We start from the raw sequence: 14601 nt of genomic DNA, 5'->3' as shown, positions 1-14601 counted from the left end.
GCGCTCGGGCGTGTCGCCCGGCGCCGTTCTCTCTGAGTCTGAGGAAATCAGCCGCGTCGGCCACACACCGGCCATGCGCCGATGCCCTGAGACTTCAACACGTTGTTGGCAACGCGGATCTGCTCTTCCTTGCTCGCGTGGTGCGGCGAGCCGCTGCCACCGTTGGCTCGCCAGGTGCCCATCGCGAACTGCAGGCCGCCGTAGTAACCGTTCCCGGTCGCGGTGCTCCAGTTGCCGCCCGACTCGCAGGCCGCAACGGCATCCCAGTTCACGCCACCGTCCGCATGAGCGATGCCGGCGCCCATCACCGTCGAAACCATCGGGGCCACGACGAGCGCCCCGGCGATGGTGGCCAGACCACAGGTTCTGCGGATGTTCTTCAATGTCGATCCTTTCGCCAAGCGCGCACCAAGGACACCCGCGCATAGGCGGGCGTGAAGCCTGCAAGAGCAGACGGGAGAGTTTTGGGCCGCACCGTCTCGGTCGGGTACGGCAGCGGGTGGCCAGACAGACCACGTCGGGCGCATCGCCCGACGGCAGCCCCGACTCCGGATCAGTTGCCGGGCCGGTGGCCGCCCCACTCACACGCAGGTTCGTGGTTTTAATTGTTTGCTCCGGTTGAGGAGTCATATGGAAGGTACAAACCCTTCTCAGGAAAGTCACATGCCGAAATGGGTAAGTCGCGATTTGGTAACGGACGGATAACGGTGCCGTCGTTCACTGTTTACCCAGGTCATCCCGGGTATTCAGCTGGCGAATCGAGGGTGCGGCTAGCCCGCGCCATGGTGAGCCATCTCACGGTTAAAATGTGATCCGACCCACGATGGAGTGACCACATGCGCCACATCCTTAACTGAGTTCGGTTCTCTGACAGCAATATTGACCACCGGCACCGTTCACCGACCGCAAGTTGCTACGCGCAGCCGACGGGGCCGTCCCGGTCGCCCTGAATGACACGTGTTGTCCTACAACGCTTCATCGATGGCACGCCGCGGTGGCGGCAAACCGAGTTGCAAGTGGAGGATCTGCGGCAGTCGACGCACGTTGTTGTCCCGCAATGACTTTGACTGATTGGCTCACAGATTTGGTGCTGTCGCCGGCCCAGGAGCATGGCGCCGCGTGAAAACCGTTTTCGCTGTCCGCATCTCCGAGATCCCCCCATCGGCACCGATGAGATCAGCTGTGCGACAGCATGTTCGAAGGTCGATACCGTCTCGTTGGCGTCGACTTGCCGGTCACCCGTCGACTGGCGTCGAGCGACGATGACAGCGGCCGTTTGCTGCGACTAACCCCAGTCGGAGGGCGCGTTCACGTTGGTGAGCGAGCGCTGTTCCGGCAATACGATGCGCTGCGTGTCGACGGCATCCACCAGGGCACGCATGCTGCGCTCCCCCGCAGCGACCAGTTCCTCGGCGCGGGACGCGAGATCGGTGCGGTAGACGCCGGCCAGATAGTGATCGCGCCCGTCCCATGGCAACACCACGTCGGCCCCCAACCGCACCGAGGGACCGACCAGCAGGTCGATCAGATCAGCGGTCAGGTAGGGCATGTCGACGGCGGAGACGAAGGCCCGTTCCACGCCGGCGTCGGCTGCGGCTCGCAATCCCCTGGCCGTCGCCAGCAGTGGGCCGACACCACGGACGTCGTCGCGCAGCACCTCGGCGTCGAGGGCAGGCAGCGGCTGCCCCGGCGCAGCCACGACGAAGACGGGCGCGCAGCGGCCGGCCAGCGTCGCGACGATCTGCTCGACGAACGTCCGCCCGGAGAATTCGAGCATCGCCTTGTCTCGGCCCATGCGCCGGGAGGCACCACCCGCCAGCACGATGGCTGCCAGCGGAGCGGTGGAGGTTTCGAGAACCTCGCTGCTATTCGACGTTCCAGGTGTCCTTGCCACGAAGCAAGGATTGCAGAGCTTCGGTGTCATGGGGCTTGGATTCCCTCGCAGAGGTCACCTGATCGTGCGCCATCTCGTCGTAGGTCGGCCGACTCACCTGACGGAAGATACCCATGACGGTGTGTTCGAGGTTCTGCTCACTCAACCGCGACAGCGCGAACGCGTAGGCCGGATCCTGAGTGGTCGCGTCGTGCAGGACGATCTCGTCGACGGACACATCGGCGGTCTTGGCGACCTCGAGGCCGAACCCGGACTTCACCACGCAGTACTCGCCGTCGATCCCGAACGTGATCGGCTGACCGTGAGACACACTGATCAACCGCTCCTCGGAGCCCTCCTTGCGCAGCGCGTCGAAGGAACCGTCGTTGAAGATCGGGCAGTCCTGCATGATCTCGACGAGCGCAGCGCCGCGGTGGCTGGCCGCGGCCCGCAGCACCTCGGTCAGGCCCTTCTTGTCCGAATCCAACGCGCGACCGACGAACGACGCCTCCGCGCCCAGCGCCAGCGACACCGGGTTGAAGGGGTAGTCCAGCGAACCCATCGGCGTCGACTTCGTGACCTTGCCGACTTCGGAGGTCGGTGAGTACTGGCCCTTGGTCAGACCGTAGATGCGGTTGTTGAACAGCAGAATCGTGATGTTCACGTTTCGCCGCAGGGCGTGGATCAGGTGGTTGCCGCCAATGGACAACGCGTCGCCGTCACCGGTGACGACCCAGACCGACAGGTCGTCGCGGGCCAGCGCGAGGCCGGTCGCGAAGGTCGGGGCGCGTCCGTGGATGGAGTGCAGGCCGTAGGTCTCGAGGTAGTAGGGGAACCGGCTGGAGCAGCCGATACCGCTGACGAACACCATGTTCTCGCGCTTGAGCCCAAGCTCGGGCAGGAAGCTGCGGATGGTGTTGAGGATGACGTAGTCACCGCAACCCGGGCACCAACGCACCTCCTGGTCGCTGGCGAAGTCCTTGGACTTCTGCGGCTCGTTGGTCGTCGGCACGCCGCTGACCTTCGTGAGACCCAGGTCGGTACCGATTAGGTCAGTCATTGTTCCGCTCCTACGCCCGTCTCCACGGTGGCGGCTGCCAACCGGGCGAACTTGGCCTTGTCACTTTCCTTTTCGCGCAGCGTCCCGTCGAGGGCGGATTCGATGATGCCCTCCACCTCCTCGGCGAGGAACGCCATGCCTTCCACCTTCGTCACCGACTGGATGTCGACGAGGAACTTGCCCCGCAGCAGCAAGGCGAGCTGTCCCAGGTTCATCTCCGGCACGACCACGTTGGAGTAACTCCGCAGGACGTCGCCGACGTTGGCGGGCAGCGGGTTGAGGTGGCGGATCTGGGCGTGCGCGACCTTGATGCCCTGGCGCCGGGCGCGTCGGCACGCTTCGCCGATCGGGCCGTAAGAGCTGCCCCAGCCCACGATGAGGAGCTCCGCCGCACCACTCGGATCGTCGACCACCAGATCGGGAACGGTGATGCCGTCGATCTTGGCCTGGCGCAGACGGACCATCAGGTCATGGTTCTTGGGCTCGTAGGAGATGTTGCCCGAGCCGTTGGCCGATTCGAGACCGCCGATGCGGTGCTCCAGGCCCGGCGTGCCGGGAACCGCGAACTGGCGCGCCAGCGTCTCGGGGTCGCGGGCGTACGGCTGGAAGGGCTCGTCCGGCTTGGCGAAGGTGTGGTCGATCGGTGCGAACGTGGACGAATCAGTGACGTCCGGGATGCGCCACGGCTCCGAGCCGTTGGCGATTGCGCCGTCCGACAGCAGGATCACGGGCGTGCGGTAGGTCAGGGCGATCCGGGCCGCCTCGACGGCGATCTCGAAGCAGTCCGACGGCGACTGCGGTGCGAGCACCGCCACCGGCGATTCACCGTTGCGCCCGTACAGCGCCTGCAGCAGGTCCGCCTGCTCGGTCTTGGTCGGCAGGCCGGTGGACGGTCCGCCACGCTGGACGTCGACGACGAGCAGCGGGAGTTCGGCCATCACGCCGAGGCCGATCGCCTCCGCCTTGAGGGCCACGCCGGGACCCGAGGTACTGGTGACGCCGAGCGCGCCGCCGTAGGACGCCCCGAGGGCCGCGCCGATACCGGCGATCTCGTCCTCCGCCTGGAAGGTGAGCACGTTGAAGTTCTTGTGCTTGGACAGCTCGTGCAAGATGTCCGACGCCGGGGTGATCGGGTAGCTGCCGAGCATCACCCGCGTATCGGCCAGCTGACCGGCGACGACGATGCCGTACGCCAGCGCGGTGTTGCCGGAGATCTGGCGGTACTCACCGGACTTCAGCTTGGCGGGTGCCACTTCGTAGGTGGTGCCGAACGCCTCGGTGGTCTCGCCGTAGTTCCAGCCGGCCTTCAGCGCGAGGACGTTGGCTTCGGCGATCTCGGGCTTGCGGGCGAACTTCTCGCGGATGAATCTCTCGCTGTGCTGGAGCTCGCGGCTGTACATCCACGACAGCAGTCCGAGCGCGAACATGTTCTTGGCTCGCGAACCGTCCTTCTTCGAGGCACCGATCTCTTCGACGGCTCCCAGCGTCAGCGTGGTCATCGGCACGGCCTGCACGACGTAGTCGGAGAGCTCGTCGGTCTCCAGCGGGTTCGAGTCGTAGCCGACCTTCGCCAGGTTGCGCTTGGTGAACTCGTCGGAGTTGGCGATGACCAGACCGCCACGCGGCAGGTCGCCCACGTTGGCCTTGAGTGCGGCCGGATTCATGGCGACGAGCACGTCGGGACGGTCGCCCGCGGTGAGGATGTCGAAGTCGGCGATCTGGATCTGGAACGACGACACACCGGGCAGCGTGCCCTGTGGTGCGCGGATCTCGGCGGGGTAATTCGGTTGGGTAGCAAGGTCGTTGCCGAAGAGTGCGGCCTCGGTGGTGAACCGGTCGCCCGTCAGCTGCATGCCGTCACCCGAGTCGCCCGCGAACCGGATCACGACCTTTTCGAGCTTCTGCGGGGTGGAATTGGTCCCGGCTTCGCTGCCGCTCAACGTCACGACCCCTGCCTTTCACGCATCACGAGGTTGCGGGGTGAATCCGTGTCGCAGGAGGGCGCTTCTCGCGCCCGCGCCACCTGATGGACGGCAACCTGTCCTTATCTGTCACTGGCAGTACCGATTATTGCACTGGCCTTAGGGTGTCCTTTACCGCGCGGCCGCGTGTCCTGCATGTTAAGTGCTTTCAAACGCGCAGATCAACGACGTAGCGGCGATGAACGATCACCGGATTTGTGGTCTTCATCACGTTCGCTGGGGCACAAATACCAAGAACCAAGCTACCGGCCGGTAGGCGAGCGGCCAGCGCTCGCGGACCGCGAGTTGACACGTGTCGACTGCCGCGCCGGTAGCTGCGCCTATACCCGGTCGGGTGAGGTGATCGTCACGCGCTTCTGAAGCTCGCGCGCGACGAGTTCGCTGGCCCGTTCGGCTGCCGCCACGGGTTCGGCCCCGGCCGCCCGGTTGGCGACGTAACAGGCCGTGAACATGTCCCCCGCGCCCGTCGCCTGGACGCCCGTGACCCGCCACGCGGCGGGTACCCGCACGACGGCGCCGTCGGTGTAGATGTCGCAGCCCTCCGAGCCCAGCGTCACCAGGATCTCCGGCACGCCGAGCCGTTCGGCCGTCGCCTCGTCGAACTCGCCGTCGGCCACGATCACGGCTTCGTCCTCGGCCAGCTTGAGAACGCTGAGGTCCCGCAACAGGCTGTGCGGGTAGTCCCGGTCCACGACGAGCGGACCCAGCTGGTCAGCGCGGACCAGCCCCTGGCCGTCGTAGGCGACGCGATGCCCGCGTTCCGCCAGCAGCGCCAGCGTGCTCGCGGGGAAGTCCGCCCGCAGCAGCGGGGCCAGGTGCACCCAGGTGGTCTGCGGGTCGGCGGCCTCGATCTGCGGTGCACCCCAGATGGGTCCGAGTGCTGCGACCGACATCGCCCGGTGGTCGACGTCGACGTAATCCAGCCGGAACCCCGCCGTCCGGTCCGAGTCGATGATCCTGACGAGGGCACCGAACCGTTCGAGCACGCCCGCGAACAACTGGTGGTCCTGCGGGGCGCCCATCGCCACGATCTGGCCGGACCCGCCGGCATGCTCCAGGGCCACACCGGCGAACGACGCGCAGCCACCCGGGCTCGGCGCCGCCCCGTCGATGACGTCAATCGCGAGGTTGCCGAGCACGGTCACACCATTGACGAGCCCTGGCCGCACCGTTCGAGTCTCCTGCTGTCGGTCGGCGCGCCGGAGTCGCCGTGAGGCGAAATGGTATCCGGCGAGGTCGCGAATCGACGACCTGATGCTCAGGCGGGCAGGTTGAAGGGGGTGATCACCTGGATGGGCGTGGGTCGCACCGCCTCCGCGGGCAGGGCGCCGTGGCGCTGCAGGATCTGCCGCATGGCCAGGCGCGCGTCGGCCCGCAGGTCGTTGTGCAGGACCACCGAAATCCGTCCGTCACGCAGCAGCCGGCGGTTGTCGGCGTCGAGGTCGTGGGCGATGAAGACCCTGCAGACCCGTCCGATCTTCTCGAACGCGGCGACGGTCGCGGTGTTGCCGCCGCCCGGCGAGTAGACGGCCTCGACGGACGGGTGCCGTTCGAGCGCATCGAGCACCAGTCGCTCGGTGGTCGCATCGATGCCGTCGCTGTCGCTCACCTCGACGACGTCTCGGATGACCTCCCGGCCGGAGCCCCGCAGCGCCGAGCGGAAGCCGACCTCGCGCTCACCCTCACCGCGGAACACGGTGCCGCTCAGCGTGATCAGAACGGTTGACGGCGCCGCGCCCAGCCACTGATCCATCAGGTACGCGGCGGTGACGCCCGCACCATGGTTGTCGATGCCTACGTAGGCGCAGCGGGCGCTGGTGGGCACGTCGGTGGTATAGGTCACGACGGGTACGCCCGCACCCACGAGTCGGTCGACGGCCTCGGCCACCTCGGGGGCGTCCTGCGCCTTGAGCACGACGCCGTGGCTGCCGCGGATCTTCGACAATGCGTCGGCCATCTGCCGGGTGGAACCCGATTCCCACAGATGGAACCGCGCCCGCAGCATCGCGGGTGCGAAGGCGGGCAGTTCGGCCTCGACGGCGGCGCGGAAGGCATCGGAGAACCGTTGCGGGGTCTGCATGACGACGTCGATCAAGAAGCGGCGGCCGTTGAGTCGCAGTTGTGCTCGCTGCTTGTCGAGGTCGTCGATCGCCTGGGCGACCTCGGCGCGGGTGTTCTCCCGCACGCCGGGGCGATCGTTGAGCACGCGATCCACCGTCGCCTCGCTCAGGCCCGACTGCTGTGCGATCTCGCGGACCTTGTACCGGTGCGGCATGCCCCTCCTTCCCTCTCGCGATTTCGGCGCGAAAACGATCGCTGGCCGAACGTTAACGCGCCGAAATCGCCCGGAGGTGAGGTTATTTTGACGGTTTTTTGGTGTTGATTGCGGCGCAAGTCACAACAAGACTAACGGGCATGGCCGCGCCGATCTCACATACGCACCGCGCGTGGATCGAAGCGCGGGATTGCGATCTCGATGACTTCCGCACCCTCGTCTCGGCTGACACCCATCTCGCCGACTATCCGCTCGCCAGCGACGTTCGCCTGGGCGCCCTCGTCTACTCCGCGCGGACCGTCTCGGGCGCCGACCGGCACGCGCTGCAGACGGAGTTGATCCACGCGCTTGCCGACGGACCCGGTGTCGTGGTGTTCGAGGACGCGTTCGATCACGACACCGTTGACCGGGCCAGCGCCGCGTTCACCGCGATCATCGAGGAGCAGCTCGCGACGGGCGCCGCCGCCGGCGACCACTTTGGCAAGGCCGGCGCCAACGACCGGGTCTGGAATGCCGCGCAGAAGCTTGCGTTGCGCGCCCCGGAGGTGTTCGCGGAGTACTACTCGAACGACGCGCTGGCGCTGGTCTGCCAGGCCTGGCTGGGTCCCCGCTACCAGGTCACGTCGCAGGTCAACGTCGTCAATCCCGGTGGCGCCGCTCAGGTTCCGCACCGCGACTACCACCTCGGCTTCGTCGACGAGGACCAGCTGACGGCCTACCCGGCGCACATGCACCGCATGTCGGCGGCCCTAACCCTGCAGGGCGCCGTCGCGCACTCCGACATGCCAGTGGAGAGTGGGCCGACGATGCTGCTGCCCCATTCGCAGAAGTTCGTGGGCGGCTACATCGCGTTCTACCGCAAAGAGTTCATCGACTTCTTCGCCACGGTGCAGGTGCAGGTACCGCTGCGCACGGGCGACGCGGTGTTCTTCAACCCCGCCCTCATGCACGGCGCGGGCGTCAACACCTCGACCGACATCCGCCGGATGGCGAACCTGTTGCAGGTCTCATCGCCGTTCGGGCGGGCCATGGAATCGCTGGACCGCACGGCGATGGTGCGGGCCATCTATCCCGCCCTCCAGGCGATGCAGGCCGCCGGACGCTCGGACCGCGAGATCCGCAACGCCGTGAACGCGACGGCAGAGGGTTACGCCTTCCCCACCAACCTCGACCACGACCAACCCATCGGCAGCCTGGCGCCGCCGAGCCAGGTCGACACCGTCCTCGCCGCCCTGGCGGACGGACTCACCCCCGACGCACTAGACATCGCACTCGCGAACCACACGACAAGGAGAAACCCATGACCACCCTCGGCGTCATCGGATTGGGCCGCATCGGCGCCTTCCACACCGAAACCCTCAGTGCCCTAGACGGTCTCGATGGGTTGGTGATCACCGACGAGCGCACCGACGTGGCCGAGGCCGTCGCCGCCAAGCACGGCGTCAAATTCGTCGCGACGGTGGAGGAGCTGCTGTCCTCCGGCGTCGACGGAGTCGTCGTGGCCGCCGCCACCCCCGCCCACGCGGAGCTGACCCTGGCCGCGGTCGAACGCGGCATCCCGACCTTCTGCGAGAAGCCCATCGCCGCCACGGCCGCCGAGAGTGCGCGCGTCGCCGAGGTGATCCTCACGTCCGGGGTGCCGGTCCAGGTCGGCTACCAGCGCCGGTTCGACGCGGCATTCGCGGCGGCCAAGCGCGCGGTCGACGACGGCTCGCTCGGCACCTTGCACACGGTGCGCAGCACGACGATGGACCCCGCTCCCCCGCCGATGGCCTACATCAAGGGATCGGGTGGCATCTTCCGCGACTGCGCCGTGCACGACTTCGACGTGCTGAACTGGATCACCGGACAGCGCGCCGTCGAGGTGTACGCCACCGGAACCGTCCAGGGTGACCCGCTGTTCGCCGAGTACGACGACGTCGACACCGCCGCCGCCATCGTCACGTTCGATGGTGGCGCAATGGGTCTCGTCTCGGCCGCCAGGTACAACGCCCGCGGCTACGACTGCCGCCTGGAGGTCCACGGATTCGACGACAGCGTCGCCGCCGGCTGGGATCAGGGCGTTCCGGTGCGAAACACCGATCCGCGCTTCGGATCTGCGGAGGACTTCCCCGCCGGACCCCCGCACCACTTCTTCATGGACCGCTTCACCGATGCATTCCGGATCGAATTGGCTGCGTTCGTCGAGGTCGCCAAGGGCGGCCCGATCCTGGGCGCCACCGTCGCCGATGCCGTCGAGGTGGCCTACCTCGCCGAGGCCGCCACCGAGTCCCTCCGCCGGGGCCTCCCGGTGCGCATCGACGAAGTGCGCAACGCATGAGCGGCGGGCAGGAGCGAAGCGAGTCGGGAAGGGGAATGAGCGCCATTCGCATTGCCGGTGCACCCATCTCGTGGGGCGTCTGCGAGGTGCCCGGTTGGGGCCATCAATTAGACCCCGACCGCGTGTTGACCGAGATGCGTGGCGCGGGGCTCACCGCTACCGAGCTAGGCCCCGAGGGCTTCCTGCCAACCAGCACCGACGAACTGAAATCGGTTCTGCACGAAAAGGATCTGACGTGTGTCGGCGGATTCGTCCCAGCCGTGCTGTTCAAGGACGACCATGACCCCGCCGACGACCTCGCCGGTCCACTCGAGTCGCTCATCGCCGCGGGAGCCGGTGTCGTCGTGCTCGCCGCAACCACCGGATCCGACGGCTACGACTCTCGCCCAGTCCTCGACGAGGCCCAGTGGGCAACGCTGCTGGCCAACCTCGACCGGCTGGCGGCCATCGTCGCGGACCGGGGTCTGCTGGCCGTGCTCCATCCACACGTCGGCACTCTTGTCGAGACTCGCTCCGAGGTGGACCGGGTGCTCAACGGCTCGTCAATTCCGCTGTGTCTCGACACCGGGCACTTGCTCATCGGTGGCACCGATCCGCTCGAGCTCGCCAAGGCCGTCCCGAATCGCATCGCCCACACTCACCTCAAGGACGTGGACGCGGCGTTGGCGGCGAAGGTGCAGTCCGGTGAGCTGACGTACACCGAGGCCGTGAAGGCAGGAATGTACACCCCGCTCGGCACCGGTGACGTCGACATCGCCGGGATCGTCTCGGTGTTGCGGGACAATGGTTTCGACGGGTGGTTCGTCTTGGAGCAGGACACGATTCTCGACGGTGAGCCGACCGGCGAAGGTCCGGTTCGCGATGTGCTCGCCAGCGTCGCCTACCTTCGCTCCGTCACCGCATGAGCTTCGAGCCCCTCCGCATCGGAGTTCTCGGCGCGTCGCGAATCGCCGAAGCGGCCTTCGTCGGCCCCGCAGCCGACCTCGGCCACCGACTGGTGGCGGTAGCGGCGCGGGACCGGTCGCGTGCCGAGGCATTCGCCGAGAGATACGGCGTGGAGCGGGTGCTGGACGGCTATCAGGAGGTCATCGACGACGCCGAAGTCGACGTCGTCTACAACCCGTTGGCCAACTCGCTGCACGCGCCGTGGAACCTTGCGGCGATCGCCGCGGGCAAGCCGGTGCTCAGCGAAAAGCCCTTCGCACGCAACGAATCCGAGGCGCGTCGCGTCGCCGAGGCCGCCGGTGCATCCGGCGTGAGCGTGCTCGAGGGCTTTCACTACTTCTTCCATCCCGTCACCAAGCGGGCCTTCGAACTCGCCACCGACGGCACCATCGGCGAGATCACCCACGTCGAGGTGCGGATGGCGATGCCGCCACCCGCCGACGACGACCCCCGCTGGTCCCTCGATCTGGCAGGCGGTGCCCTGATGGACCTGGGCTGCTACGGACTGCACGTCATGCGCTCGCTGGGGCGCCTCGCCCCACCCGGGATCGAGGGGCGGCCGTCCGTCGTGCGCGCGCACGCCGAGCAGCGCACTCCGGGAGTGGACGCCTGGTGTGACGTCGAGATCGGTTTCCCCGGTGGCGCCACGGGCCTCGCCGCCAATTCGATGGTGGCCGATCACCGTTCGTTCACGATCCGCATCGCGGGCGCCAAGGGTCAGGTCGTGGTGCACGACTTCATCAGCCCGAGCAGCGACGACCGTCTGACGGTCGACACACCCGACGGCACCACCGTCGAACACCTCGGCACCCGGGCGTCCTACACGTACCAGCTCGAGGCCTTCGCCGCACACGTGCAACATGGCGCCGCACTGCCGTTCGGCATCGCCGACGCGGTGGCCAACATGGCCTTCGTGGACGACGCGTACCGCGCGGCGCGCATGCAACCGCGTTGACGAGGCGAACCGTGGCAACCTCCGCTGTTTTCGGGTAGTCGACTACTCGCGCCGAGCGCGTGCACATCGGGCCAGGGTTGCGGTGTTCGCAGCACTCCAACCCGCACGAAGGAACCCCGATGAGAGCCATGTCAGCCCTTCCACTATCCGCAACACTCGGCATCCTCGCCGTCGTCCTCCCGGCGCCGGTGTTCGCCGATCCACTCCCCTATGGTCCGGACACCTGCGTCAACGGCTTCGTGTGGCGCGAGGCGAGGAGCGGCGACACCGTCTGCGTCACGCCCGCGACCCGGGGCCAGATCGCAGCGCAGAACGCCAACGCCGGCGCCAACAAGGACCCCAGCCAAGCCTCCGGACCAGAGTCCTGCTCACAGGGCTACGTCTGGCGTGAGGCGTTCGACGGCGACACCATCTGCGTCACCCCTGCGGTCCGGTCTGCGACGTTGGCCGACAACGCAGCAGCCGCGTCCCGCAAGCAAGCGAACCAGCCCGGTTCAGTGACGCAGAAGCCCGCCGACGGCCCGAGCGGGCACTCGGTCGTCTTCGAGGTCACCGGGTCCGGCGAGGTGTTCAGCATCGACACCGATCCGGGGGGCCCATTGGTGCCCGACCACACCAAGATCCCGTGGTCACGCACCATGAACGTCACGGCCGACGAGGACATGCTGCAGGTCGTCGCCGTCGCTAGGGGCGACACGGCTCCGGGCTGCCGGATCAAGGTAGATGGCACGGTCGTCGTGGAGCAGCCGGTCGGCGGCGACGCGCACTGCATCTTCACCTTCAACTGACCAGGCGCTAGGGCCGCCGCCTGCTGCGCCTGGTCGGCGGTCGCGTCGCCGTGGAGCGTTCGTGCCAGCGCAGGCGCAGCAGCAGCACCTGGCGGTGTGCGCGGAAGGACAGGCTCAACGGGTCACGCCAGGCCGACGTGCGCGCCGCTCGTTCGCGATCGATGTCCACGTGTCGATTGTGCCGCGCAACCGGACATCGAGCATGGTGGCGCGCGCCACCATCCGGCGTCGTCCCGGTGAATGGGCGACCAACGTGGGCGGTTTCGCCGATGTCCCGATGAGGGGTTTTTGCCGCGTTTTCGCTGTTGAAACCGGTGCAGATCTCCACGAGACTGACGCGTATGAGTGAGTTCGAACTGGCGGTCAGCGCCGAGATGGTGTTCACCGACCTGCCGATCGTCGAGCGGGTCAGGCGGATCCACGATCTGGGCTTTGCCGCCGAGATCTGGAGCTGGCACGACAAGGACCTCGACGCCCTCGCCGCCACCGGTGCGACGTTTACCTCGATGACCGGCTACCTCCATGGCGACCTGATCGACCCGCAGACCGCCGACGAGGTCGTTCGCACCGCCGAGTTGAGCGTCAAGGCCGCCGAGACACTTGGCGTGACGCGCCTGAACCTGCACACGGCCGAGCTGGTCGACGGCCTACCTGCGCGTCCTCGACTTCGCGCGACGGGGGCGATGTGGACCACCGCGGTGCGGACACTCGAGAAGCTGGGTGAACTGGGCGCGTCGTCGGGTGTGACGTTCGTCGTCGAGAACCTCAACACGATCGTCGACCACCCGGGCGTACCGCTGGCACGGGCCAAGGACGTCCTCGCGCTGATCGAAGGAGTGGGACACCCCCACGTCAAGATGATGCTCGACCTCTACCACGCCCAGATCGGCGAGGGGAACCTCATCGAGCTGGTCCGCCGCTGCGGGCCCGCCATCGGCGAGATTCAGGTCGCGGACGTGCCGGGCAGGTGCCAACCGGGAACGGGCGAGATCTACTACCCCGCTGTCGCAAAGGCACTGCACGACATGGGTTATCGCGGCACCGTTGGTTTGGAGGGCTACGCTTCGGGCGACGACGTCGATGCGCTGGAGGCGTTCCGGGCGGCGTTCACCGTCTAGCTGCGGACGGTGCGTCAGAGCGGCGCGGTAGTTTCAGTGGTACCGGGGACTCCCGGTACCGGCGATGGCGCCGTGCACGCACGTCCTTGGAGGTTTCACCGTGAAGTTGGCGCTCAGCGACGCCGAAACCGCATTTCGTGACGAGATGCGCGAGTTCTTCACCACGCAGATACCGGCCGACCTCCGCAGTCGCATGCGCGACGGCGAGCTCCGCATGCCAGAGGACATCGTCACCGCACAGCGTCTCCTGAACGCGCGCGGCATCGCCGTTCCGAACTGGCCGGTCGAATGGGGCGGCCAGGACTGGACTCCGCTTCAGCGGCAGATCTGGTCCGACGAGATGCGTTTGGCGTGCGTGCCCGAACCTCTGGCCTTCAACGCCAGCATGGTCGGCCCGGTGATCGCCCGTTTCGGTTCCCAAGAGCTCAAGGAGCGGTTCCTGCCGGCCACCGCCAACCTCGACATCTGGTGGTGCCAGGGGTTTTCCGAGCCGGAAGCCGGCTCGGATCTGGCGTCTCTGCGCACCACGGCAGTCCGCGATGGCGACGACTACGTGATCAACGGGCAGAAGACGTGGACCACGCTCGGTCAGCACGCCGATTGGATCTTCCTCCTTGCCCGCACCAATCCGGACGCCCCCAAGCGGCAGGCGGGCATCTCGTTCCTGCTCGCGGAGATGTCGACGCCAGGCATCACGTTGCGCCCGATCAAACTGATCGACGGCGGTTACGAGGTCAACGAGGTGTTCTTCGAAGACGTCCGCGTCCCCGCTGATCAGCTCGTCGGCGAGGAGAACGACGGGTGGACGTATGCGAAGTTCCTGCTGGGCAACGAGCGCACCGGCATCGCCAGGATCGGTACCACCAAGGTGTGGTTGTCGCAGGTGAAGGAACGGGCCGCGAAGACACTCACCGACCGCGGCACCCTGCTCGACGATCCGCTATTCGCTGCCCGCGTGGCGGTGGCCGAGAACGAGTTGCTGGCACTGGAATTGACGCAGCTGCGGGTCAGTGGATCCGAGGCCGACGGCAAGCCGAACCCGGCGTCGTCGATCCTCAAGTTGAAGGGCAGCCAGCTACAACAGACGGTCACCGAGTTGCTCGTCGACGTGGCGGGTCCCGACGCACTCCCGTTCGGTGCCGGTGACGACATCAGCTCACCCTCGTGGGCGCAGCTCGCCGCCCCGAAGTACCTGAACTACCGCAAGACCTCGATCTACGGCGGCACCAACGAAGTGCAACGCACCATCATCGCCTCGACGATTCTCGGACTGTGAGGACGCGCC

The 14601-nt window shown here is 67.1% G+C and carries 14 protein-coding genes; 7 read left to right on the top strand and 7 right to left on the bottom strand.

Going from position 1 to position 14601, the window contains the following annotated elements; genetic code table 11:
- Window positions 1–47 precede the first annotated feature (47 nt).
- The 6 genes from QUE68_RS09485 to QUE68_RS09460 form a co-directional block, all read right to left on the bottom strand.
- Window positions 48–383 (bottom strand): transglycosylase family protein, encoded by a 336-nt coding sequence (locus tag QUE68_RS09485; protein ID WP_284225747.1) that lies wholly within the window; start codon window positions 381–383, stop codon window positions 48–50.
- A gap of 902 nt (window positions 384–1285) precedes the next feature.
- A complete protein-coding gene (mobA, locus tag QUE68_RS09480) occupies window positions 1286–1795 on the bottom strand; it encodes a molybdenum cofactor guanylyltransferase (protein WP_286275785.1) in 510 nt (169 codons plus the stop codon).
- Window positions 1796–1865: 70 nt separating this feature from the next.
- A complete protein-coding gene (locus tag QUE68_RS09475; protein ID WP_284225745.1) occupies window positions 1866–2933 on the bottom strand; it encodes a 2-oxoacid:ferredoxin oxidoreductase subunit beta in 1068 nt (355 codons plus the stop codon).
- A complete protein-coding gene (locus QUE68_RS09470; protein ID WP_284225744.1) occupies window positions 2930–4879 on the bottom strand; it encodes a 2-oxoacid:acceptor oxidoreductase subunit alpha in 1950 nt (649 codons plus the stop codon). The genes QUE68_RS09475 and QUE68_RS09470 overlap by 4 nt, the downstream gene beginning before the upstream one ends.
- A gap of 356 nt (window positions 4880–5235) precedes the next feature.
- On the bottom strand, window positions 5236–6084 hold the full coding sequence (locus tag QUE68_RS09465) for a PfkB family carbohydrate kinase (RefSeq protein ID WP_454786242.1): 849 nt from the start codon (window positions 6082–6084) through the stop codon (window positions 5236–5238).
- Window positions 6085–6173: 89 nt separating this feature from the next.
- Window positions 6174–7190 carry a LacI family DNA-binding transcriptional regulator gene (locus QUE68_RS09460; RefSeq protein ID WP_284225743.1) on the bottom strand — a complete coding sequence of 339 codons (1017 nt, stop codon included), beginning with the start codon at window positions 7188–7190 and terminating at the stop codon, window positions 6174–6176.
- Between the two features lie 140 nt (window positions 7191–7330).
- Between QUE68_RS09460 and QUE68_RS09455 the strand changes: the two genes are divergently transcribed.
- From QUE68_RS09455 to QUE68_RS09435, 5 genes are all read left to right on the top strand, one after another.
- A complete protein-coding gene (locus tag QUE68_RS09455; RefSeq protein WP_286275496.1) occupies window positions 7331–8494 on the top strand; it encodes a phytanoyl-CoA dioxygenase family protein in 1164 nt (387 codons plus the stop codon).
- Entirely contained in the window at window positions 8491–9510 is a 1020-nt protein-coding gene (locus QUE68_RS09450; RefSeq protein WP_286275495.1) for a Gfo/Idh/MocA family protein, read from the top strand. Before QUE68_RS09455 ends, QUE68_RS09450 begins: the two co-directional genes overlap by 4 nt.
- 35 nt (window positions 9511–9545) lie before the next feature.
- Window positions 9546–10415, top strand: coding sequence for a sugar phosphate isomerase/epimerase family protein (locus tag QUE68_RS09445; RefSeq protein WP_286275494.1), 870 nt, complete (start codon window positions 9546–9548; stop codon window positions 10413–10415).
- Window positions 10412–11410 carry a Gfo/Idh/MocA family protein gene (locus QUE68_RS09440; RefSeq protein WP_286275493.1) on the top strand — a complete coding sequence of 333 codons (999 nt, stop codon included), beginning with the start codon at window positions 10412–10414 and terminating at the stop codon, window positions 11408–11410. The genes QUE68_RS09445 and QUE68_RS09440 overlap by 4 nt, the downstream gene beginning before the upstream one ends.
- A 119-nt stretch (window positions 11411–11529) precedes the next feature.
- Entirely contained in the window at window positions 11530–12198 is a 669-nt protein-coding gene (locus QUE68_RS09435) for an MmpS family transport accessory protein (RefSeq protein ID WP_286275492.1), read from the top strand.
- A gap of 7 nt (window positions 12199–12205) precedes the next feature.
- On the opposite strand, the gene QUE68_RS09430 is transcribed toward QUE68_RS09435, so the two are convergent.
- The gene (locus tag QUE68_RS09430) at window positions 12206–12367 is read right to left on the bottom strand and encodes a hypothetical protein (RefSeq protein ID WP_286275491.1); all 162 of its coding nucleotides are present in this window, start codon (window positions 12365–12367) and stop codon (window positions 12206–12208) included.
- A 172-nt stretch (window positions 12368–12539) separates the two neighbouring features.
- Here QUE68_RS09430 and QUE68_RS09425 point away from each other — a divergent pair, with 172 nt between their 5' ends.
- Together QUE68_RS09425 and QUE68_RS09420 are read left to right on the top strand one after the other, a co-directional pair.
- Complete coding sequence (locus QUE68_RS09425) at window positions 12540–13316, top strand: TIM barrel protein (protein ID WP_286275490.1); 777 nt, start codon at window positions 12540–12542, stop codon at window positions 13314–13316.
- 100 nt (window positions 13317–13416) lie between these two features.
- On the top strand, window positions 13417–14592 hold the full coding sequence (locus QUE68_RS09420) for an acyl-CoA dehydrogenase family protein (RefSeq protein ID WP_286275489.1): 1176 nt from the start codon (window positions 13417–13419) through the stop codon (window positions 14590–14592).
- Window positions 14593–14601: the final 9 nt, after the last annotated feature.

The sequence above is a fragment of the Mycolicibacterium sp. TUM20985 genome (assembly GCF_030295745.1).
In the GTDB taxonomy this organism is placed as follows: domain Bacteria; phylum Actinomycetota; class Actinomycetes; order Mycobacteriales; family Mycobacteriaceae; genus Mycobacterium.
Note: the sequence above shows the minus strand (reverse complement) of the source record. Positions and strands in the feature narration are given on the sequence as shown.